At 68.8% G+C, this 20,576-nt stretch carries 18 protein-coding genes and 4 pseudogenes; 14 read left to right on the forward strand and 8 right to left on the reverse strand.

Going from position 1 to position 20,576, the window contains the following annotated elements:
- Window positions 1–216: pseudogene (locus ABZ876_RS19155) on the forward strand (RNase J family beta-CASP ribonuclease); the annotation flags it as partial.
- Between the two features lie 554 nt (window positions 217–770).
- Here the strand turns inward: ABZ876_RS19155 and ABZ876_RS19160 are convergent.
- Window positions 771–965: a hypothetical protein gene (locus ABZ876_RS19160; RefSeq protein WP_361782099.1), complete on the reverse strand. Its 195-nt coding sequence runs from the start codon at window positions 963–965 to the stop codon at window positions 771–773.
- 30 nt (window positions 966–995) lie between these two features.
- Here ABZ876_RS19160 and ABZ876_RS19165 point away from each other — a divergent pair, with 30 nt between their 5' ends.
- The 3 genes from ABZ876_RS19165 to ABZ876_RS19175 all read left to right on the forward strand — a co-directional run bounded on the left by ABZ876_RS19165 (window position 996) and on the right by ABZ876_RS19175 (window position 5,298).
- On the forward strand, window positions 996–2,579 hold the full coding sequence (locus ABZ876_RS19165; RefSeq protein ID WP_361782102.1) for an FMN-binding glutamate synthase family protein: 1,584 nt from the start codon (window positions 996–998) through the stop codon (window positions 2,577–2,579).
- A 13-nt stretch (window positions 2,580–2,592) separates the two neighbouring features.
- The gene (locus tag ABZ876_RS19170; RefSeq protein WP_361782104.1) at window positions 2,593–4,356 is read left to right on the forward strand and encodes a thiamine pyrophosphate-dependent enzyme; all 1,764 of its coding nucleotides are present in this window, start codon (window positions 2,593–2,595) and stop codon (window positions 4,354–4,356) included.
- 96 nt (window positions 4,357–4,452) lie between these two features.
- Window positions 4,453–5,298, forward strand: a complete 846-nt coding sequence (locus ABZ876_RS19175) for an RNA polymerase sigma factor SigF (RefSeq protein WP_361782107.1) — start codon at window positions 4,453–4,455, stop codon at window positions 5,296–5,298.
- Window positions 5,299–5,683: 385 nt separating this feature from the next.
- On the opposite strand, the gene ABZ876_RS19180 is transcribed toward ABZ876_RS19175, so the two are convergent.
- Together ABZ876_RS19180 and ABZ876_RS19185 are read right to left on the reverse strand one after the other, a co-directional pair.
- Window positions 5,684–6,535 carry a YihY/virulence factor BrkB family protein gene (locus ABZ876_RS19180; protein ID WP_361782110.1) on the reverse strand — a complete coding sequence of 284 codons (852 nt, stop codon included), beginning with the start codon at window positions 6,533–6,535 and terminating at the stop codon, window positions 5,684–5,686.
- A gap of 449 nt (window positions 6,536–6,984) precedes the next feature.
- Window positions 6,985–7,158, reverse strand: a complete 174-nt coding sequence (locus ABZ876_RS19185; protein WP_079133780.1) for a CsbD family protein — start codon at window positions 7,156–7,158, stop codon at window positions 6,985–6,987.
- 139 nt (window positions 7,159–7,297) lie between these two features.
- On the opposite strand from ABZ876_RS19185, the gene ABZ876_RS19190 reads away from it, so the two are divergent.
- A complete protein-coding gene (locus ABZ876_RS19190; RefSeq protein WP_037952753.1) occupies window positions 7,298–7,468 on the forward strand; it encodes a hypothetical protein in 171 nt (56 codons plus the stop codon).
- 933 nt (window positions 7,469–8,401) lie between these two features.
- Here the strand turns inward: ABZ876_RS19190 and ABZ876_RS19195 are convergent.
- Both ABZ876_RS19195 and ABZ876_RS19200 read right to left on the reverse strand, forming a co-directional pair.
- On the reverse strand, window positions 8,402–9,610 hold the full coding sequence (locus tag ABZ876_RS19195) for a phospholipase D-like domain-containing protein (RefSeq protein WP_361782677.1): 1,209 nt from the start codon (window positions 9,608–9,610) through the stop codon (window positions 8,402–8,404).
- Between the two features lie 276 nt (window positions 9,611–9,886).
- Window positions 9,887–10,096, reverse strand: coding sequence for a hypothetical protein (locus tag ABZ876_RS19200; protein ID WP_361782113.1), 210 nt, complete (start codon window positions 10,094–10,096; stop codon window positions 9,887–9,889).
- 37 nt (window positions 10,097–10,133) lie between these two features.
- Here ABZ876_RS19200 and ABZ876_RS19205 point away from each other — a divergent pair, with 37 nt between their 5' ends.
- On the forward strand, window positions 10,134–10,955 hold the full coding sequence (locus ABZ876_RS19205) for an SDR family oxidoreductase (protein WP_361782116.1): 822 nt from the start codon (window positions 10,134–10,136) through the stop codon (window positions 10,953–10,955).
- 62 nt (window positions 10,956–11,017) lie between these two features.
- On the opposite strand, the gene ABZ876_RS19210 is transcribed toward ABZ876_RS19205, so the two are convergent.
- Window positions 11,018–11,263 carry a hypothetical protein gene (locus ABZ876_RS19210; RefSeq protein ID WP_361782119.1) on the reverse strand — a complete coding sequence of 82 codons (246 nt, stop codon included), beginning with the start codon at window positions 11,261–11,263 and terminating at the stop codon, window positions 11,018–11,020.
- 116 nt (window positions 11,264–11,379) lie between these two features.
- Here ABZ876_RS19210 and ABZ876_RS19215 point away from each other — a divergent pair.
- The 7 genes and pseudogenes from ABZ876_RS19215 to ABZ876_RS19245 form a co-directional block, all read left to right on the forward strand.
- Window positions 11,380–11,833 (forward strand): annotated as a pseudogene (locus ABZ876_RS19215) (amino acid permease); the annotation flags it as partial.
- Between the two features lie 281 nt (window positions 11,834–12,114).
- Window positions 12,115–12,204, forward strand: a complete 90-nt coding sequence (kdpF, locus tag ABZ876_RS19220) for a K(+)-transporting ATPase subunit F (protein ID WP_234513787.1) — start codon at window positions 12,115–12,117, stop codon at window positions 12,202–12,204.
- A gap of 7 nt (window positions 12,205–12,211) precedes the next feature.
- A complete protein-coding gene (kdpA, locus tag ABZ876_RS19225; protein ID WP_361782123.1) occupies window positions 12,212–13,873 on the forward strand; it encodes a potassium-transporting ATPase subunit KdpA in 1,662 nt (553 codons plus the stop codon).
- Window positions 13,873–16,008: a potassium-transporting ATPase subunit KdpB gene (gene kdpB, locus ABZ876_RS19230; protein WP_361782126.1), complete on the forward strand. Its 2,136-nt coding sequence runs from the start codon at window positions 13,873–13,875 to the stop codon at window positions 16,006–16,008. Before kdpA ends, kdpB begins: the two co-directional genes overlap by 1 nt.
- A gap of 5 nt (window positions 16,009–16,013) precedes the next feature.
- A complete protein-coding gene (locus tag ABZ876_RS19235) occupies window positions 16,014–16,682 on the forward strand; it encodes a potassium-transporting ATPase subunit C (RefSeq protein ID WP_361782129.1) in 669 nt (222 codons plus the stop codon).
- Window positions 16,683–16,815: 133 nt separating this feature from the next.
- Window positions 16,816–17,211 (forward strand): annotated as a pseudogene (locus tag ABZ876_RS19240) (response regulator); the annotation flags it as partial.
- A 7-nt stretch (window positions 17,212–17,218) separates the two neighbouring features.
- The gene (locus ABZ876_RS19245; protein ID WP_361782705.1) at window positions 17,219–17,869 is read left to right on the forward strand and encodes a hypothetical protein; all 651 of its coding nucleotides are present in this window, start codon (window positions 17,219–17,221) and stop codon (window positions 17,867–17,869) included.
- 117 nt (window positions 17,870–17,986) lie between these two features.
- Here ABZ876_RS19245 and ABZ876_RS19250 read toward each other — a convergent pair.
- A pseudogene (locus ABZ876_RS19250) lies at window positions 17,987–18,236 on the reverse strand (FBP domain-containing protein); the annotation flags it as partial.
- 95 nt (window positions 18,237–18,331) lie between these two features.
- On the opposite strand from ABZ876_RS19250, the gene ABZ876_RS19255 reads away from it, so the two are divergent.
- Window positions 18,332–19,771, forward strand: a complete 1,440-nt coding sequence (locus ABZ876_RS19255; RefSeq protein ID WP_361782132.1) for a DHA2 family efflux MFS transporter permease subunit — start codon at window positions 18,332–18,334, stop codon at window positions 19,769–19,771.
- Window positions 19,772–19,847: 76 nt separating this feature from the next.
- Here ABZ876_RS19255 and ABZ876_RS19260 read toward each other — a convergent pair whose 3' ends face one another.
- Window positions 19,848–20,429, reverse strand: a complete 582-nt coding sequence (locus ABZ876_RS19260; RefSeq protein WP_361782134.1) for a WHG domain-containing protein — start codon at window positions 20,427–20,429, stop codon at window positions 19,848–19,850.
- Window positions 20,430–20,576 lie beyond the last annotated feature (147 nt).

Genomic DNA, 20,576 nt, shown 5'->3' on the forward strand with positions numbered 1-20,576 from the left:
GAGGCCCCCGACTTCCTGGCCCGGGGCTTCGTGCACGACGAAGCCACCTTCGAGCCGGTCGTCCCCGTCATCGAGAAGACCCTGGCCACCGCGGCCGAGGAAGGTGTCGGGGACGCGCGCCAACTCGAACAACTCCTCGCCCGCGCCGTGGCGAACTGGGCGTTCCGCACCTACCGCCGCAAACCCCTCATCATCCCCGTCATCATCGACGCCTGAGCCACACCCGGGCAGGCGTCCGGGGGCGGACGCCGATGTGCACGAGGTGAAACTCGGCGACGAGTCGGTCCTGATGTCCAGCCTCATCACCGGCCCACCGGCCCACCGGCCCACCGGCCCACCGGCCCACCGGCCCACCGGCCCACCGGCCCACCGGCCCACCGGGTCGGCCCGGGCGGCCCGGTGGCGAGCGCTGCACCGGGCATCCCGCAGCGCCTCCAGCCGCTGACCTGCCGCCCGAGCAGCAAAATGACGGCCACGGGGATCAGAAACGCGGACAGCCCGGTGCAGCGGCCAAAGGAGGAGAAGAAGTCCGTCAGACATGACGCTCATTTGACGCTCCGGCCGCCTCACAGCCCGTGCCCAAGGCAGGAAAACCTCCTTGTGGCCGCGTGAGCAATCACGATGTGTTGCCCTTACTCCGTGAGGATGTGTGCGAAGTCACCGCGACGCTCATTCGACGCTTGTTCTGATGGAGTGTCAGGCCGACCGGGTTTCCGGCCCGATGACCGTCGAAACCTCGGTTCGGTCCCATCTCCGCGCCGGGTCGGACGTCAGGTTGCCGCCCGGGTCTTGCCCATGCGGTACGCGCTGGGGGTGATGCCGTGTTCCCGTGTGGACACGGCGCTGAGGGCGAGGGCGTTGGAGAGGCCCATGCGGTCCACCCCCCTGACGAGCGTGGCCGGGGGCTCGCGGCCCGTCCGGCGGCCGCGGCGACTGGGAGCGTCCAGTGCCCGGCTGTCGCGCATGGCGATCGATAACCGGGCAATGCGCCAGGTGTGACACGCGTTGGAATCGTTCTCGTGACTCTGGTGGCCGCTCTCGGGGCTTTGGCCGCGGCGCTCGGGATCTCGCCCTACTGGTGGTTCGCGGCCGTCCCGCTCATGTTCACGGGGGTGCTGGGCGCCTGGGACCTGGTGCAGCGGCGGCACTCGGTGCTGCGCAACTATCCCGTCCTCGGCCATGCCCGCTACCTCCTGGAGCGCGTACGCCCGGAGCTGCAGCAGTACTTCATCGAGCGGAACTATGACGGGCGCCCCTTCGACCGGGATGTGCGCAGCATCGTCTACGAGCGCGCCAAGGGCACCGACGCGGAGGAGCCGTACGGCACCGAGCGGGACGTGTACCAGCCCGGTTACGAGTTCCTGGTCCCGTCGATGGCGCCGTGCCCGGTGCCGAAGGACCCGCCGCGCGTGAGGATCGGCGGACCGGACTGCAGCCGTCCGTACGACATGGCACTGCTGAACGTCTCGGCGATGAGCTTCGGCTCGCTCTCCGCCAACGCGGTCCTCGCGCTCAACGGGGGCGCCGCGGCCGGGGGTTTCGCCCAGGACACCGGTGAGGGCGGGCTGTCCGAGTATCACCTCCGTCCGGGAGGCGACCTCGTTTGGGAGATCGGCACAGGGTACTTCGGCTGCCGTACCGGGGAAGGCGATTTCGACGCGGCCGAGTTCGCCGACAAGGCCGCACACGATCACGTCAGGTGTGTGTCCCTGAAACTGTCGCAGGGCGCGAAGCCCGGCATCGGCGGTGTTCTGCCGGGAGCCAAGGTGAACGCCGAGATCGCCCGGGTCCGCGACGTGCCCGAGGGGCGGACGGTCGTCTCCCCGCCGTACCACCGGGTGTTCTCCACCCCGCGCGAACTCGTGCGCTTCATCGCTCGCATGCGCGAGTTGTCCGGTGGCAAGCCTGCCGGGTTCAAGCTGTGTGTGGGCTCCCGCCGGCAGTTCCTGGCCGTGTGCAAGGCCATGCTGGAGGAGGGCACTGCGCCTGATTTCATCGTGGTGGACGGCGCCGAGGGTGGGACCGGTGCGGCGCCGCTGGAGTTCGCGGACCATGTGGGCACCCCGCTCACCGAGGGTTTGCACACCGTTCACAACGCCCTCGTGGGCGTGGGCCTGCGCGATCGGATCAAGATCGGGGCGAGCGGCAAGATCGCCACCGGCACCGACCTGGTCAAACGCATGGTGCAGGGCGCCGACTACGGCAACGCTGCGCGGGCGATGATGTTCGCCGTCGGGTGCATCCAAGCGCAGAGGTGCCATACCAACACCTGCCCCACGGGTGTCACGACCCAGGACCCACGGCGTGCCCGCGCCCTCGACGTAGGCGACAAGACGACGCGCGTCCAGCGCTTCCAGCAAGCGACCGTGGCCAGCGCGTTGCAGATCATGGCGTCCATGGGTGTCACCGACCCCGCGCAGCTGCGTCCGCACATGCTCCGCCGGCGCGTCGAACCCTGCACCGAGCGCTCCTTCGAGGAGCTGTACGAGTGGCTTGCGCCAGGGCAGCTGCTCGCCGAGCCGCCCGCCTCCTGGGCGGCCGACTGGCAGGCCGCCGACCCTGACCGTTTCACCGTGTGACCTGGAGGACTACGTGACCCGTACTGTTGCCCGCGTCATCGTGGACGCGTTGAGCGAGCTCGGCGTGCGCCAGGTGTTCGGCGTCGTGGGAGACGCGCTCAATCCCCTGACCGACGCCATCCGCACCACCGAGGGCCTGGAATGGGTGGGCTGCCGGCACGAGGAGGCGGCGGCTTTCGCCGCGAGCGCCCAGTCGCAGCTCACCGGCACCCTCGGCGTGTGCATGGGGACGGTCGGACCCGGTTCCGTCCACCTCCTCAACGGGCTGTACGACGCGGCCAAGAGCCACGCCCCGGTCCTGGCCATCGCCGGCCAGGTGCCACTCGCCGAACTCGGCAGCGACTACTTCCAGGAGGTGGACAACGACGCCCTCTTCAGGGACGTGGCCGTGTTCCGCGCGACCATCACCTCCCCCGACCAGCTTCCGCAGATGCTGGAGACGGCGGTGCGTCACGCACTGGGCCGCAGGGGCGTCGCCGTTCTCACGGTGCCGGGTGACCTGGGCGAGCGGGAACTGACCGCCGACCGGCCGGCCCGGTTCTCCCTGAACGCCCCGGTGAGCCGGCCGGACGGGTCGGCCGTCCACCGCGCCGCGGAACTCCTCGACCGCTCCGAACGGGTCACCCTGCTCGTCGGTGAGGGCGCCCGCGCCGCTCGCGAGGACGTCCTCACCCTCGCCGACCGCCTGGCCGCACCGATGGTGCTCACCCTGAAGGCCAAGGCGGGCTTCGAAGGCGACGACAACCCCTTCCAGGTCGGCCAGACGGGGCTGATCGGCAACCCCGCCGCCGCTGCGGCCCTCCAGGACGCGGACACCCTGCTGCTGCTCGGCACGGACTTCCCCTACCGGGACTGGTATCCCGAGGGCCGGACCGTCATCCAGGTGGACACCGAGGCCACCCATATCGGACGCCGGGTACCGGTCGACGTCGGGCTCGTGGGAGACACCGGCGCCACCGTACGCGACCTCCTGGCCGACCTCGCCGCCGCGCCCGCCGGGTTCGAAGGCGCACGTGACCGCTCTCACCTGGAGAAGGCGCGTGAACGCTTCGACCAGTGGCGCGCCGGTCAGGCCCGGCTCGCCGATCCGTCGCACGACAAGGGCGTGGTGGGCCGTATCCGCTCCGCGCTGGACAACCGCGCCCACGACATCCGCCCCGAGGCGCTGGCCGCGGCCGTCGACCGGATCGCGGCCGATGACGCCGTCTTCACCTCCGACACGGGCATGGCCACCGTGTGGCTCTCGCGCTTCGTCGAGATGCGCGGCGAGCGGCGCCTCATCGGCTCCTACAACCTCGGCTCGATGGCCAACGCCATGCCCCAGGCCCTGGGCGCCCAGTGCCTGGACCGCGAACGCCAGGTCGTGGCCTTCTGCGGCGACGGCGGACTGAGCATGCTCCTTGGCGACCTCATGACCCTGAAGACGTACCGCCTTCCCGTCAAGCTCGTCGTCTTCGACAACCGCCGGCTTGGCATGGTGAAACTCGAACAGGAGCAGTCCGGCCTGCCCGAGTTCGGCACGGTGCTCGACAACCCCGACTTCGCCGCCGTAGCCGAAGCCATGGGCATCACCGGCATCCGTGTGACCGACCCGGCCGACGTGGAGGGCGCCGTGCGACGCGCCTTGGGCAGTCCGGGCCCGGTCCTGCTGGACGTCCTCACCAACCCCGACGAGATCGCCGTCCCGGCCAGGCCGACCGTCGAGCAGGGCTGGGGTTTCGCCGTCGCCAAGGTGAAGGAAATCGTACGCAGCCATGGAGAGCCCGGCGGGGACTGACAACAGTTCGAGGAATGCCGATCGGCGGACGGGGTAGGCGCGTGCTTGCCGGAGGATGGACCGGCGACGACGAGGCTGATCGACTGGGAGGGCGCCATGATGCCGACGACGACCGCGCTGACCGCCGAGCAGACGGTGGATGTGCCGGAGATCACGGACCCTTCCAAGGTCGCGCCGAAGGACGCGCGGGAGCTGTCGAAGCCGTTCTTCGACCGGCTGGCCGTCCTGGAGGAGGGAACGCCCGAGTATCAGTACGCGCGCAACACGCTGATCGAGATGAACATGTCCCTGGTCCGCTACGCGGCCGGCCGGTTCCGCAGCCGCGGGCCGGAGGAGATGGAGGACATCGTCCAGGTCGGCATGATCGGACTCATCAAGGCGATCGACCGCTTCGAGCTGACCCGCGAGGTCGAGTTCACCTCCTTCGCCGTGCCGTACATCGTCGGCGAGATCAAGCGGTTCTTCCGCGACACCTCCTGGGCCGTACATGTCCCGCGCCGGCTCCAGGAAGCCCGCGTCCAACTCGCCCGCGCCAACGAGGAACTGCGCAGCCGACTGGGCCGGACACCGACCACCAAAGAGCTTTCCGAGCTGATGAGCCTTCCGGAGGACGAGGTCGTCGAGGCCCAACTGGCCTCCAACGGCTACAAGTCCGCCTCCCTGGACGCGGCGATCAACGGCAGCGAGGACGGCGAGGCCGCGCTGGCGGACTTCATCGGCGACGAGGACGCCGCCCTCGGCCTGATCGAGGACTTCCATGCCCTCGCCCCGATGATCGCCGAGCTCGACGAACGCGACCGCAAGATCATCCACTGGCGGTTCGTGGAGGAACTCACCCAGGCCCAGATCGGTGAACGTCTCGGTGTCTCCCAGATGCACGTCTCCCGGCTGATCTCCCGTCTCCTGGCCCGCCTGCGTGAAGGCATGCTCAGCACCGTCTGACGGACGGGGGCCCGGCAGCCGGACGGCAGCCGGGCGTCCTGCGGAGCGGGGGAGATGCCGGGTGTAGTGCCTCACTTTTGCGAGGACCTGCAGATCGGGCGGGGCCCCGCGGCTGAGGGGTGCGGTCCGCCTCCACACTCCCCGCGATCGGGTACGGGCCGATGACAGATACGGCGCTCCGAGCACCGTTCCTACCCCGAGACGCGGCGCACCGCGCGAGGCCGGAGGCCGCGACTGCCCACGCGGCCGACGGGCAGACACCGCCACAGGTCAACCGAGCGGCCTGCTCACGGTTCGTGCGGTGTCGGCGCGTGCGTGCCGTACTGAGCGAACCGGCCGAAGGGAAGGCTGCGGGCGGTCCCGCCGCAGGTGCTGGAAGACCGGCTCATTCGCCGTGCACGGGCTTTGCCAGCTCTGCGTTGAACTGAGCGCCGACCAGCAGGGACAGGTTGGACAGCCATAGCCAGACCAGGAAGACCACGACGCCTGCCAGTGAACCGTACAGACGGTGATAGGTGCTGACATGGGAGGTGTAGAAGGCGAATCCGAGTGAGACCCCCAACAGGAGCACTACCGCCAATGTGCCGCCGGGCGCCATCTTCCCTACAGGGCGGGAGGGCGCCGGGCCCGAACGGTACAGGACGAGTACCAGGGCGACGGCGACGGCGGCCACGACCGGCCACCGCAGTGTGTCCCAGGCGGCCTGGGGCCAGGTACCCAGAGACAGCACCCGGCCCAGACGCCGGGCCAGGCTGCCGGTGAGAAGCAGCGCGAGGGTCGACGCGAGAAGCAGGGAGATCAGGAGGAGGGCCGTGGCGATGATACGCGGAGCAGTGCGCCAGACCGGGCGGTGCGCGCTGGTCCGATGCATGGCGTGCAACGCCCGGCGGAAGACGCTCAGATAGCTGGACCCCGACCACAGCGCTCCCGCTCCTCCGAGGATGATCAACGTCCATGCCGCCGACGACTGTCCGGCCATCTGCCGCAGGGTGCTGCGCAGCAGAGCGCGGGATGCGACCGGAGCGGCCTGCGACATGCGGTCGATGACCTCCGGCTTGGCCGTGGGCATGGTCAGACCCAGGATCGAGAGGATCACCAGCAGCAAGGGGAACAGGGCCAGGACCGCGTAATAGGTCAGCGCAGCGGCCCAGTCCGTGACGTCGTCGTTCCAGACGGCCACCGGCGTCCGGCGCAGCGCCGCCCACCATCGAGCCGTGTGCCCGTCTGCATCATCCATGACGTGGACGCTCTCACCCCCGTCCTCGGGCCGCCTCATCCGGCGCCACGGTGCGACACCACCCGGCCGCATGTGCCACGTACCGCACCAAGTGCCCGCTGCCCGAGACACTCTGGCCCTCACTGTACGCATGCCCGGCACGCTTTTCGAGCCGCCGCTCTGGCCGGCGGACGGCCTTGCCTCTCTCAGCCACCGTGCGGTGAACAGAGCCGTCGGCACGTCGGCACGTCGGCCGTGTCCGCCGGGGACTTGTGGGTGCGGGCCTGGTGGCGACCTGGGCGACAGCCATGGACGGGAAAACGTCGGCATGGTGGCGGGTGAGAAGCTCGATGAGCAGTTGAGGCGAGTCTCAGTGCCTGCGTGTTCCGCCCTCGGCGATCCGTCGAAAGGGGCCTGCCCGGAGTCACGCCGGGCAGGCCCCTTTCGAATTCCCGGTGGAGAACGCAGGTTTAGTGCTTGAACGCGTCCTTCGCCTTTTCCTTGGCCTCACGGGCATCACCCGTGCTCTTCTCAGCCTGCCCCTCAGCAGCCATACGGTCGTTTCCGATGGCGCTTCCCACGGCTTCCTTGGCCTTGCCCTCGGCCTGCTCGCTCTTTGCCTTGGCCTTCTCGCCGGCAGTCATGGAAGAGTACCTCCTGATAGCTGGTGTGCCGCTGTCGCGGTAACCCGCTTGTGCCCCGGCGTTCCTTTCACAAACAAAGCGTAGTCGGTGAATGGCGACGGAATTGCAGGGCAGACGAGCGTGCAGGAGGTTGATAAACATGGTTCCCCTGCTGCTTGTTCTGCTTCTTGCACTGCTCCTCTTCGGTGCCGGCTTCGCCATCAAGATCCTCTGGTGGGTCGCCGTCGCCGTCCTGGTGCTGTGGCTTCTCGGCTTCGTCATGCGCTCCACCACCGCCGGTGGCGGCCGAGGTCGTTGGTACCGATGGTGATCTGACCCGCAGCGCGCCCTCATCACGGGGTCCGGCCGATATGACGGCCGGGCCCCGTGCGCATGCCGGACGTGAGGCGACCTGGGACGTAAGAGACCGTACAGCCCATAGGTGTCCCAAACGGCAGCTGGGTAGGCGTGTTGCAGTCGGGGGCGGGACACGCACGCGCGACGGAACCCGCGCGACCTCCTGCCGTGTCCCCGCCCCCGGCGTTACCGGCGGCCGTGCGCCCAGCCGGGCTGCGGCGGCGTGCGGAGCTCCCGCGGCGCGACTCCCGGACGCAGCGGCCGGCGACCGGGACACGGCTACGCACGCGGCCAGGTAGAAGGCGACCACGGCCGAGCTGATCCGTCGCAGCCCCGTCCACGCCCGTACGGACCTCCCGTTGCCTTTCAGCGTCGGCTTCCGTTCGAAGCCTGACCCTGGGGAGACGTAGCAGTGCTTCGATAGCTGGATGCGGAGAGCGGCTCGGAGCCGGGCAGGGGCGGGGCCTTCTCCTCCAGGGCTCCTGTACCACGAGGCCGGCTTCTTGTACGCACCCCGCCCTCAACGCCGCCCGTGCGGGTCGGCTTGACCTGACAGATCTGGGTATGGACCGCGGTGAGCAAGGTCGCGGACGACCATGCGGTGGGCCGTCGCGGCAGCGTGTCCACCGGTGACCGAGGCCGTTTCCGGTTCTCAGCGGCCAGATGCGGCAACTCGCAGTGCGCTACGTCTCGTTCTGCGGCAGGGACGCCAGGGGGGCGCCTACCTGGGGCCGAGCGGCCCCGCCGACCGGCCCCGGAACCGCCCCGGTGAGCGGCTTTCGCGTGCTGTCGGGAGGACGATCGGTCTGTGGGACCGCGGGTACGGCGTGTCTTCCCTTCACGCGTGCGGCGCTGGCTGGCTCGCGCGGATCCTGCGGTTCGCCATTGTGCCAGGGTGCCGGTCGGCTCACAGGAAGCGCCGGATCGGGGTGACGGCGGCTTCCTTGGCGCGTTGCAGCACTGCCCGTCGTCTCCATCGAGTGAGCTCGATGCCCACGCTGTGGCGCAGGTCCTCCTCGTAGTCGCGGTCGAGGGAGGCAGTGAACTCCTCGTCCAGGACGGCGAGCATCACCTCTTCGTCGTGGTCCATGGACCGGCGGTTGAAATTGGTGGATCCGATGAGGGAGGCGACCGAGTCCACGGTGATGATCTTGGCGTGCATCATGGTCGGCTGATACTGGCGGATGTGCACGCCGGCCTGTAGCAGGCGCGTGTAGTGGTGTTGACCGGCGAGCTGGCAGGCGCGCTGGTCGGTGTGGGGGCCGGGCAGCAGGATCTCGACATGCACGCCGCGACGTGCGGTCTGGCACAGCAGGTCGATGAAGTAGGCGTCAGGGGCGAAGTAGGCGGTGGCCAGCCGGAAGCGTTCCTCGGCGGAGGTGAGCATGACCCGGATGAGGGTTTGCATGTCCTGCCAGCCGATGCTTGCGGAGCCACGCACGACCTGCACCACCGACGAGCCGGCCTGCGGGTGTTCCGTGAAACGGTCGCGGTCATCGAAGAGTTCGTCGTGACACTCGGCCCAGTTCTGCGCGAACGCGGCGGCGATGCCGTCCACGGCCGGGCCGCGCACCTGGACGTGGGTGTCGCGCCACTCGGCAGGGTTGCGGGCATTGCCGCTCCATTCCTCGGCGATGCCGACGCCGCCGGTGAAGGCGGTGTGTTCGTCGACGATGAGGGCCTTGCGGTGGCAACGGTGATTCTGTTTGAACGGTGACAGCCACACGGGTTTGCGGAACCAGGCCACCTGCACGCCCGCGGCGCTCATGAGGTCCAGCAGCCGCCGCTCGATCTCCTTGGCGCCGAAGCCGTCGAGCAGCAGTCGCACGCGCACCCCCGCGCGGGCGCGGTCGGCCAAAGTGACGGCGAAGTCGCGGGCGATCTGACCCCGCCAATACACGAACGTCATCATGTCGACGGTGTGCCGAGCCGAACGGATCGCCCCGAGCATCGCGGGGAAGATCTCATCACCGTTGCGCAGGGGCACCAGGTCATTGCCTTCGGTGGCGGCCACGCCGATCAGTCGCTCCAGGCGACGGCGTAGGCGCTGCTTGCGCGCTGCTGCGTCAGGCACGGTGTCGCGCGCAGGGGGTGCCGGTATGCCGTCGATTATCACGCCGAATCTCCCACTGGACCATGAAGACAGAACGTCACGGGCCGCTGGGCGAGCCCGAACAACCACATTCCCGGCCGGCACCGCGGCACTCCAGCAGTCTGCCTGGACCGAGCCCACCGACACCGCGACGCCAGCCGCACAGTCTTTGCTGAGGATGTCACTCCCTGCGTTCCGCGTAATTCAGCGGCCTAGAGTCCCGAATCTGGGGCCTGACCTGCGCGGACATGGGCGAGGGCGCCTGAGAGGCGTTTCTCTGGGCGCTGCTGTTCGTGCTGGTCAGCGGGGTGCGGGTTCGAGGGCGATGATCTGCTTCGGTGCGGGGATGCCGAGCTTGGCCAGGAGGTCGGTCTGGGTCTTGGTGAGGGCGGTGACCTGCCGGAACAGGCCGGTGGGGCCGGTGGACGTGCCGAGGTGGAGCCGGTCGAGTTCGCGCCAACCGGTCCAGGCGGTCCGCCTCCAGGAGGCGCAGCTCGTCGATAGGATCACTTGCGTCTGCGATCTCGGAGCGGGGGCCTGAACAGCGGTGACCGACAAGCGGGTTGTCATCGTGACCGGTGGAGGTACGGGCATCGGGGCGGCCACCGCCCGGCTGTTGCGTGAGGGCGGGCACCAGGTGGTCGTCTCCGGGCGGCGCGCCGAACCGTTGCGGCGTCTCGAACGCGAGACCGGGGCATTGGCGTATCCGTCCGACGTGGGTGATCCCGACGCTGCCGAGGGTCTCGTCCGCGTGACATTGGCGGCCTACGGGCGAATCGACGGGCTGGTGCTCAACGCGGGCATCGGGCGCGGCGGAGCCGTCGGGGACCTGTCGCTCGAGGACTGGGACGAGGTGATGCGAACCAACGTCACCGGTCCGCTGCTGCTTCTGCGCGCGGCGATCCCGCACCTGCTGGACGCGCGGGGCTCGGTGGTCGCCGTCGCCTCGGTGTCCGCGCTGCGCAACGGGGCGGGCAACGCCCCGTACGCCACGTCCAAGGCGGCCTTGTCGCAGCTGTGCCGTTCCGTGGCCGTCGACTACGGGCGTCAGGGGGTGCGTGCCAACGTCGTGTGTCCCAGTTGGGTACGGAGTGAGATGGCCGACCGGCGCATGGCGCGCTTCGCCGAGGAAGCGGATCTGAAGGACGGCGGCGTGGAGTCCGCCTATGCGGAGGCGACCAGGATCCTGCCCTTGGGCCGGCCGGGCGAGCCGCGTGAGGTCGCGGAGGCGATCGCCTGGCTGCTCTCCCTGGCGGCGTCGTATGTCAATGGCTCGGTGCTCACCGTCGACGGAGGGGCGACGGCCCTAGATCCGGGGACCCTCGCGTTCGACTTCCGCATCGAACCACGCGGAGAGACGGAGCTCTGACACCCCGGTCTCCTCCATCCGCGTCCTCATGTGCGGCGCCCTCGACCTCGCCGCGCCGCAGGTCAGGAGAGTCCGGAGGCCCGCAGGATCGCTTGTGCCGTCTTGCCGTCCATCTGGTCGCCCAGCCGTTGCAGGACGTCCTCTCCGTGGATCAGCGTCCCGTGTTCGGGGGACCGGCGCAGGCCGCTGTCGAGCTCGTGCCACAGCAGCGGGCTGGCTGCCAGGGCGCGCGAGTCCAGTTCGAGGCGTCGGCCGTAGGCGATCTGCGGGGTGCCCGGCAGCAGGGCCACTCCGAGACCGGCGACCACCGGCAGGGAGGGGGCGGGAATGCGCCGGCGGCGTGAAGGTGGCGACCACCGTGGCGAGAACCACGAGGGCGAGAACCGTACCTACGCTGCGCATGCCGTCCCCGTGGGGCTGACGGAAGCCCTACGGCCGGATCGGCGAGCGGCTCGGCCTGGGCCGCATCCCCGAGACCCCGCACCGCCGGCGCTCGCTGGTGGTCGTCCCCCGCGTCGTCCCTGTCCCGGCTGACGTCGGAGGCGCTGACCGCGGCCGCCCCGCTCGGCGACGAGGTCCGCGCGGTGACCGTGTGCCACCCGGACCCCGAGGACCGGGCCCAGCTGCATGCGCTGGAGCGTGCCTGGGCGGAATGGGACCCGGGGGTGGCGCTGGTGCGGCTGACGTGCGAGCGGCGCGGTCTGGGCCGTCCGATCGCCGCCTACGTCCGTGAGGTGGCCGCCGGCGAACCGGTCACCCGCGTCACGGTGCTGATCCAGGAGACCGAGCCGGAGCGGCTGTGGCAGCGGCTCCTTCAGAACCAGCGAGGCGCGGTGGTCGCCCATGCCGTGCGGCGGGAGACGGACGCGGTGATCTGACGGCTGCGCTTCCGGCTGGCGTGACACGAGTCACCGCCTGTCACGGCGGCCTGCTCACCGGTACGGGCCGGGGTCGTAAGAACCCCGTCAAGGGTGTGTAGGCCGCCGTATGGGAGCCGTCAACGGACGGCCGGATCCGGCCGGCGAGGCGCTTTCCTCGAACACGTCCGTTTCAACCGAACCTCATTCCAGGAGTTCACGATGGCCGATCTGGCCTTCGTCATCACCGTGCTCGCGGGTTTCGCGCTGGTGGCCCTCGTGGCCAAGGGGGTGACGAAGCTGTGACCGTCGAGAACGCCGTCGGCCTGGTCGTGGCCGTCGCCCTGCTGGGCTATCTCGTCCTCGCCCTGATCTTCCCGGAGAGGTTCTGAGAACAGCATGGGTCCCGTACTCGCAGCCGTGCTCCAGTTGCTCGCCCTGATAGGCGCGCTGGCGCTGGTCTATGTCCCCGTCGGCAACTACATGGCCCGGGTCTACTCCTCCAAGCAGCATCTGCGCGTGGAGAAGTGGATCTACAAGGGCATCGGTGCCAATCCCGACACCGAGATGACCTGGCCCGCGTATCTGCGCGGTGTCCTGGCGTTCTCCGTGGGGGGTGTGCTTTTCCTGTATCTGTTGCAGCGGCTGCAGGGTGTCCTGCCCGGTTCGCTGAACTTCTCGTCGGTCAATCCGGCGCAGTCGTTCAATACGGCCGTGTCGTTCGTGACGAACACGAACTGGCAGTCGTACTACGGCGAGCAGACCATGGGGCACCTCGTGCAGACCGCCGGTCTGGCCGTGCAGAACTTCGTGTCGGCTGCGGTGGGTATCGCGGTCGCGGTGGCGTTGGTGCGTGGGTTCTCGCGTTCGCGTACCGGTGAGCTGGGGAATTTCTGGGCGGATCTGGTGCGTGGCACGCTGCGGATCCTGGTGCCGATGTCGGTGATCGCGGCGGTGGTTCTGGTGGCCTGCGGGGCGATCCAGAACTTCTCCGGGATTCACGAGGTCGGCCAGTTCATGGGCGGCTCGCAGCAGTGGAACGGCGGGGCGGTGGCCTCGCAGGAGGCGATCAAGGAGGTCGGTACCAACGGCGGTGGCTACTTCAACGCCAACTCCGCTCACCCGTTTGAGAACCCCACCCCGTTCACGAACCTGTTCGAGATCTTCCTGATCCTGGTGATCCCGTTCGCGCTGACCCGCACGTTCGGTGTGATGGTCGGCTCGGTGAAGCAGGGCTACGCGATCTTGGCCGCGATGTTCACGATCTGGCTGGGTTTCACCGCGCTGATGATGTGGACGGAGTTCGCCCACCACGGTCCGGCGTTGCAGGTTGCGGGTGGAGCGATGGAGGGCAAGGAGGCCCGTTTCGGTATCGGCGGCTCGTCGGTCTTCGCGGTGGCGACGACGCTGACGTCGACCGGTGCGGTGAACTCCTTCCATTCCTCCTTCACCGGGCTCGGTGGCGGTATCACGATGCTGAGCATGATGCTGGGCGAGATCGCGCTGGGTGGTGCCGGTTCCGGTCTGTACGGCATTTTGATCATGGCGGTGATCGCGGTGTTCATCGCGGGTCTGATGGTGGGCCGCACCCCGGAGTATCTGGGTAAGAAGATCGGTGCGCGGGAGATGAAGCTCGCCGCGGCCTACATTCTGATCACCCCGGCGCTGGTGCTGGCGTTCACCGCCGCCTCGATGGCGCTGCCGACGCCGCCGCACTCGATGCTGAACTCGGGTGCGCATGGGTTCTCCGAGGTGCTGTATGCGTTCACGTCGGCGGCGAACAACAACGGCTCGGCCTTTGCGGGTCTGAATGCGAACACCGACTGGTTCAACACGATGACCGGGCTGGCGATGCTGCTGGGCCGTTTCCTGCCGATGGTGTTCGTGCTGGCGTTGGCCGGCTCGCTGGCGGAGCAGAGGCCGGTGCCGGTCACGGCGGGCACGCTGCGTACCGAGAAGCCGCTGTTCACGAGCCTGTTGGTGGGCGCGATCCTGATCATCACCGGTCTCACGTACTTCCCGGCCCTGGCGCTGGGCCCGCTCGCCGAAGGGCTGGCGTGATGACCACCCACACGAAGAAGCACGAGGACTCCATGTCCACAGTCACTCCGACCCGGGCCCCGCACAGCGATGTGCCGACCGGTCACCAGGACGAGCGCCGCGTCGGTGCGGGCCTGTTCGATCCGAAGCAGTTGGTCACGTCGCTGCCGGAGGCGTTCCGCAAGCTCGATCCGCGGGTGATGGTCAAGTCGCCCGTGATGTTCGTGGTGTGGATCGGCTCGGTTTTGACCACGGTGTTCTCCTTCAAGGACCCGGGCGACTGGTTCGGCTGGACCATCAGTGCCTGGCTGTGGCTGACGGTGATCTTCGCCAATCTGGCGGAGGCGGTCGCCGAGGGCCGCGGCAAGGCGCAGGCCGACACCCTGCGCAAGGCCAAGACCGACACCGTTGCCCGTCGGCTGCTGAAGGACGGCAGTGGCGAGGAACAGGTGCCGGGCACCGGGCTGAGGATCGGTGACCTGGTCGTATGTGAGGCCGGTGACATCATTCCCGGTGACGGTGATGTGATCGAGGGTGTCGCCTCGGTGGACGAGTCGGCCATCACCGGTGAGTCGGCGCCGGTGATCCGTGAGTCCGGCGGTGACCGGTCCGCGGTCACCGGTGGCACGAAAGTGCTGTCCGACCGGATCGTCATCAAGATCACGACGAAGCCGGGTGATACCTTCATCGACCGGATGATCAGCCTGGTCGAGGGTGCGGCCCGGCAGAAGACGCCCAACGAGATCGCGCTGAACATCCTGCTCGCCTCGCTGACGATCGTCTTTCTGCTCGCGGTGGCGACGCTGCCGCCGTTCGCGACCTTCGCGGGCACGCATCTGACGATGGTCGTGCTGGTGGCGCTGCTGGTGTGTCTGATCCCGACGACGATCGGTGCGTTGCTGTCCGCGATCGGTATCGCGGGCATGGACCGGCTGGTGCAGCGCAATGTGCTGGCGATGTCGGGTCGTGCGGTCGAGGCCGCCGGTGACGTCTCCACGCTGCTGCTGGACAAGACCGGCACCATCACCCTGGGCAACCGGCAGGCCGCCGAGTTCGTGCCGGTCAAGGGCGTCACCGAGGCCGAGGTGGCCGATGCGGCGCAGCTGTCGTCGCTGGCCGACGAGACCCCGGAGGGCCGCTCGATCGTGGTCCTGGCGAAGGAGAGGTACGGGCTGCGCGAGCGTCACCAGGGTGAGCTGGCGCACGCGGAGTGGATCGCGTTCACGGCCCAGACGCGTATGTCGGGTGTGGACGTCGACGGGCGAAAGGTCCGCAAGGGTGCCACGGCCTCGGTGATCGCCTGGGTCCAGGAGCAGGGCGGCACCGTGGCCAAGGACGCGGACACGATCGCCAACCGGATCTCCGAGGCGGGCGGCACCCCGCTGCTGGTCGCGGTGCACGACGACAAGGGCGCCCGGGTACTGGGAGTCATCCATCTCAAGGACGTCGTCAAGGACGGCATGCGGGAGCGGTTCGCCGAGCTGCGCCGTATGGGCATCAAGACCGTCATGATCACGGGTGACAACCCGCTGACCGCGAAGGCGATCGCCGAGGAGGCGGGGGTGGACGACTTCCTCGCGGAGGCCACTCCCGAGGACAAGATGGCGCTGATCAAGCGGGAGCAGGCGGGCGGCAAGCTGGTCGCGATGACCGGTGACGGCACCAACGACGCCCCGGCGCTGGCGCAGGCGGACGTCGGGGTGGCGATGAACACCGGCACGTCGGCCGCCAAGGAGGCCGGCAACATGGTCGACCTGGACTCCAACCCGACCAAGCTCATCGAGATCGTCGAGATCGGCAAGCAACTCCTCATCACCCGAGGGGCGTTGACGACCTTCTCCATCGCCAACGACGTCGCGAAGTACTTCGCGATCATCCCGGCGCTGTTCGCGGCGGTCTATCCGGGCCTGGACAAGCTGAACATCATGCATCTGTCCTCGCCGAACTCCGCGATCCTGTCCGCGGTCGTCTTCAACGCGCTGATCATCATCGCGCTGGTGCCGCTGTCCTTGAGGGGCGTGCAGTACAAGCCGGTCAGTGCGGACCGGATGCTGCGGCGCAATCTCGGGATCTACGGCATCGGCGGCCTGATCGCGCCGTTCATCGGCATCAAGATCATCGACATGCTTCTCTCCCTAATCCCCGGAATCGGCTGATCGCCATGAACAACTCCGTTACGAACACGGCCCGGTTGCTGTGGGCGGGCCTGCGGGCCCTGCTGGTGCTGACTTTGGTGACCGGCGTCCTCTACCCGCTGGTCGTCACCGGCATCGCCCAGGGGCTGTTCCGCGACAAGGCGAACGGCTCCGAGATCAAGGCGGACGGCAGGGTCGTCGGCTCGTCCCTGATCGGGCAGTCCTACAACCTGCCGTTGAAGGAGGGCCAGGACACCCCGCAGCCGGACCTGAGGTGGTTCCAGGGCCGCCCGGCAGGCGGGCTCGGCAGCAACAGCCTGAACACCCGGTACACGCTGATCCTGTCCGGTGCCACCAACCTGTCCGCCGACAACGAGAACCTGATCAAACAGGTGCGGGACGCCAAGGCCGCGGTGGTCAAGGACAACTCGGTGCCCGGTTACACGGTCCGGCCGTCACAGGTACCCGCGGACGCGGTGACCTCCTCCGGCTCGGGCCTGGACCCGGACATCTCCCCGGCCTACGCCGAACTCCAGGTCCACCGGATCGCCGCGAAGAACCATCTGCCCCTCGTGCAGGTGGAGCAGCTGGTCCGCGACCACACGGCCGGCCGCACCCTCGGCTTCATGGGTGAACCCCGCGTCAACGTCCTGGAGCTCAACATCGCGCTCAAGGACCTCACAGCGAAGCAGTGACGGCCTTACGCGACCCCAACGGGAGTCGGCGGATCCGGGAGCATCCCGGATCCGCAGGCTCCCGCCGCCATGAAGCCGGTTGACCCGCTTCCGCCGGGCACGGACCGACGTACGACAGGAGAGACACAGCCCCATGACCCGGGTGCTCGTGGTGGAGGACGACCCGCAGCTCGTACGGGCCCTCGTCATCAACCTGCAGGCACGCCACTACGGCGTGGACGCCGCCCCGGACGGGGCCACGGCCCTGCGGCTCCCCGCCGCGCGTCAGCCCGACGTGGTGCTGCTCGACCTCGGGCTGCCCGACATGGACGGCGCCGACGTCATCAAGGCCCTGCGCGGCTGGACGCGCGTGCCGATCCTGGTGCTCTCGGCCCGCCAGGCGTCCGACGAGAAGGTCGCCGCCCTGGATGCCGGCGCCGACGACTACATCACCAAGCGTTTCAGCATGGACGAGGTGCCGGCCTGACTGCGGGCCGCCGTCCGCCGTACCGAGGACGCACCGCTCGTCCCGGAGCCGACGCTGGTCGAGCGGCCTCGTGCGGCACTGGGCGACGCAGACACCGGAGGGGTGGAAAGGCCGCGCGCTGATCAACGGCACGGGGGCGCTGCTGACCACCCTGGCGGGCGTCATCCTTCTCACCACGAAGTTCGCGGAAGAAGCGTGGGTGGTCGTCATCGCCGTCCCGCTGATGCTGCTGCTCTTCGCCCGCATCGAGCGCTACTACACCGCCGTGGGGGAGGAGCTGGGGCTCGGCCGCGTTCCCGACCCACCCGACCGGCGTGGTTCGAGCCTGGTGATCGTCCCGCTGGGCGACGTCAGCAACATCGCGCGGCACGCCATCAGCGCCGCCCTCACCCTGGGGGACGAGGGGGTCGCCGTCGCCGTCGCCGTCCAGGCCGACCCCGACAAGATCCGCGCCCTGCGGGAGGCATGGGAGCGCTGGGACCCGGGCGTTCGGCTCGACGTGATCGACAGCCCGCACCGCTCCCTCGTGCAGCCGATGGTCGACTACGTACAGCGCGCTTCCCAGGACGGACGCCAGATCGCCGTCCTCATCCCCGAGGTCGAGTCCCACCACCGCCGCTACAAGATCCTTCAGAACCAGCGGGGCCTGCTCCCCGCCACGGTGCTGCGGGCACGTACCGATGTCGTGGTGTGCATGCTGCCCTGTCGGCTGGGGTTGTGAACGGCTCGGCAAGCAGCCCTTGAAGGGGGCGTCGAGCATCTCGACGTAACGCTCCATCAGGTCGGCGCGGCCCGTGAGCACGTCCGAGGTGTGCTGCATACCGAAAGCGCCCTCCTCGGTGAGGGACTCCTTGAGGCGGCCTCCGGGCTCCGCCCGCTTCTTGCCCCGCACGTACAGGGAGCGGGACAGATTGCTGCAGATGTACTCGCCCACCGCTGCGGCGCGGCCGGGTCGCGCCATCCGAGGAAGTCCAGGCCACTCCAGGGGAGTCAGGGAAGATCCCGCGGCACGGTGAGGCGACTGATCTCGCCCTTCGGGCAGTTGACGAACGTGAGCGGATTTCCGGGTCGGTCAATTTCTTCGTGATCCGGACGCCAGCAGTACCTATGTATAGTAGGCAAAACCCTAAGGTTCCTAGGTTGGGCTTGTCACTGCCAGACACTGCGGAGGAAAGGCAAGTTCATGTCCGAGGAGACCAGCACCACGAGCACCGAGGAGGAGGCGCCGGCCGACGCGGCCACCGCGCCGACGGAGCGCTCGCCCGTCGTCGTGGCACTCGTCCTGGCCCTGGGAGCGTTCGTCGCCCTGTTGGACACCACGATCGTCGGCGTCGCCATGCACTCGTTCACCGAGTACTTCGACGTCGGCCTCGTGGACGCCCAGTGGGCGTCCACCGCGTATCTCCTCGCGATGTCGTCGGTCATCCCGGCGACTGGATGGGCGGCTCAGCGCTTCGGCGCGACCGCCACCTGGATCGCCTCGCTCTCCGTCTTCCTGCTGGGCTCGCTCCTGTGCGGGACCGCGTGGTCGCTGGACAGCCTCATCACCTTCCGGGCGGTGCAGGGCCTCGGCGCAAGCATGCTCTTCCCGCTGATGCGGATCATCGTCGTCGAGGTCGCCGGCCGAGCCCAGATGGGCCGGATGATGACGATGATGTCCGTTCCGCTGCTTGTCGCGCCGGTGCTCGGCCCCGTGCTGGGCGGCACGCTCATCCAGGAGTTCTCCTGGCGGTGGGTGTTCTTCCTGAATGTGCCGATCATCCTCACCGTGATCGTCCTGTCCGCGCGGAACCTCCCGAACGCCAAGGGGCAGATGCCGGGGCGTCTCGACCTCGCCGGGCTGCTCACCATGGGCGGCGGCCTGGCCGCGACCATCCTCGGCCTCAGCGACCTGGCCAAGGGCACGTCGCCGACCGGCACGCCGGTGCTCCTGCCGATCGCGGTGGGCGTGTTGCTGCTCGCCGTGCACGGGGTGCGGGCCGTCCGGTCCAAGACCCCCGGCGTCGTGGACTTCTCACTCTTCCGTGACCGGGCCTTCGCGGCCTCCACCTCCATCACCCTGCTCAACAACTTCGGTCTCTACGGAGTCGTTGTGCTGGTCCCGCTGTTCTTCCAGCAGGCCGGCGGGAAGGGCCCCCTGGGTGCCGGAGCGATCATGGTGGCGCAGGGGGTCGGAACGGCGGTGGCGGTGCTGCTCGTCGGCCGGGTCATCGACACCAAGAGCAACCCCCGGGCACTGGTCCTCGTCGGGCTACTCCTGGTCGCGGCGGGCCTCACGACGTTCGCCCTGGCCGACACCGCCGAGGTGAACGTCCTCCTGCTCGCCGCCCTCTTCGCACAGGGCATCGGCCTGGCCCTGGCGGCGGCGCCCGTCATGGTCACGCTTTACCACTCGCTGCCGACCACCAGCGTGCCGGCCGCCACCACGGCCAACGCGGTCTCGCAGCAGCTCGGCGGTGCCGTGGGCACCACGGTCATCGCACTGCTCCTGCAGCACTACGTCTCCTCGGCAGGCGGTGCGGCCGCGGAGTTCGGTGCCGTCTTCCGGTGGGCCCTCGGCTTCGTGGCCGTCACCGCGGTCCCTGCGCTGTTCCTCCCGCCCGGCAGCTCCAAGCAGGCCTGAGCAGGTTTCACAGGCGCGAGTCTCATGTCGACTTCACCGTCGAGGTCGAGAGCAGCCTTTGGACTCCGAAGGCGCGCTAGGAGGCCTTGGTGCGGGGCCACTGCCGTAGCGCCGAGTGCACCGCCGCGACGGCCTTGCGCCAGGACTCGTCGATGTCACGCGGGTCCCCGAACCCGCCGACCGACTCGATGTTGATGAAGCCGTGGAACGTACTGCGCATAAAACGCACTGCGTCGGTCAGGTCGGGCTCTTCCAGGTTGTAGGCGCGCAGTACCGCGTACGTCAGCTCGATGCTGCGGACGAACCCCTTCTCATCGGCGATCTGATCCAGATCCAGCCGCATCTGTGTCGCCGCGTACCGTCCCGGGTAGCGCAGTGCAAAGGCGCGGTAGGCGTCGGCGAAGGCCATCAGCGCGTCCTCGGCCGACCGGCCGGCGATGGCGACGGCGAGTTCGGCGCTCATCTCCTCGGCTGCGAGCAGGGCCACCCGGGTCCGTACGTCCTGAATGTTCTTGACGTGCGAGTACAGGCTGGCGTCCTTGACGCCGAAGCTGCGGGCAAGGGCCGAGAGGGTGACCCCTCCGAGGCCGACCTCGTCGGCCAAGGCGGCAGCGGCCTGTGCGATCTTGTCGACGGTCAGGCCCGGGCGTGCCTTCATCCACTCCCCTAATGGCTCAAGCTTATTCCCTTGGATCATAAGTCAGTGGCCGCTGGATCATCGTCGAAAAGCGTTCTCTCCCGGAAGTCGGGTAGAAATCCTTGCCAGTTCCGGCAGGACGTCGTGGTCTGGATCACGTGTGACGCG

It is taken from the genome of Streptomyces sp. NPDC046931 (genome assembly GCF_040644655.1).
Classification (GTDB): Bacteria; Actinomycetota; Actinomycetes; order Streptomycetales; family Streptomycetaceae; genus Streptomyces.

What these genes read in the sequence shown, in the direction of transcription:
- ABZ876_RS19160 (WP_361782099.1), bottom strand. Translation starts at nt 965, where the DNA reads ATGCGCGACAGCCGGGCACTGGACGCTCCCAGTCGCCGCGGCCGCCGG.
- ABZ876_RS19175 (WP_361782107.1), top strand. Translation starts at nt 4,453, where the DNA reads ATGATGCCGACGACGACCGCGCTGACCGCCGAGCAGACGGTGGATGTG.
- ABZ876_RS19180 (WP_361782110.1), bottom strand. Translation starts at nt 6,535, where the DNA reads ATGGATGATGCAGACGGGCACACGGCTCGATGGTGGGCGGCGCTGCGC.
- ABZ876_RS19185 (WP_079133780.1), bottom strand. Translation starts at nt 7,158, where the DNA reads ATGACTGCCGGCGAGAAGGCCAAGGCAAAGAGCGAGCAGGCCGAGGGC.
- ABZ876_RS19190 (WP_037952753.1), top strand. Translation starts at nt 7,298, where the DNA reads ATGGTTCCCCTGCTGCTTGTTCTGCTTCTTGCACTGCTCCTCTTCGGT.
- kdpA (WP_361782123.1), top strand. Translation starts at nt 12,212, where the DNA reads ATGGGTCCCGTACTCGCAGCCGTGCTCCAGTTGCTCGCCCTGATAGGC.
- kdpB (WP_361782126.1), top strand. Translation starts at nt 13,873, where the DNA reads ATGACCACCCACACGAAGAAGCACGAGGACTCCATGTCCACAGTCACT.
- ABZ876_RS19235 (WP_361782129.1), top strand. Translation starts at nt 16,014, where the DNA reads ATGAACAACTCCGTTACGAACACGGCCCGGTTGCTGTGGGCGGGCCTG.
- ABZ876_RS19255 (WP_361782132.1), top strand. Translation starts at nt 18,332, where the DNA reads ATGTCCGAGGAGACCAGCACCACGAGCACCGAGGAGGAGGCGCCGGCC.
- ABZ876_RS19260 (WP_361782134.1), bottom strand. Translation starts at nt 20,429, where the DNA reads ATGAAGGCACGCCCGGGCCTGACCGTCGACAAGATCGCACAGGCCGCT.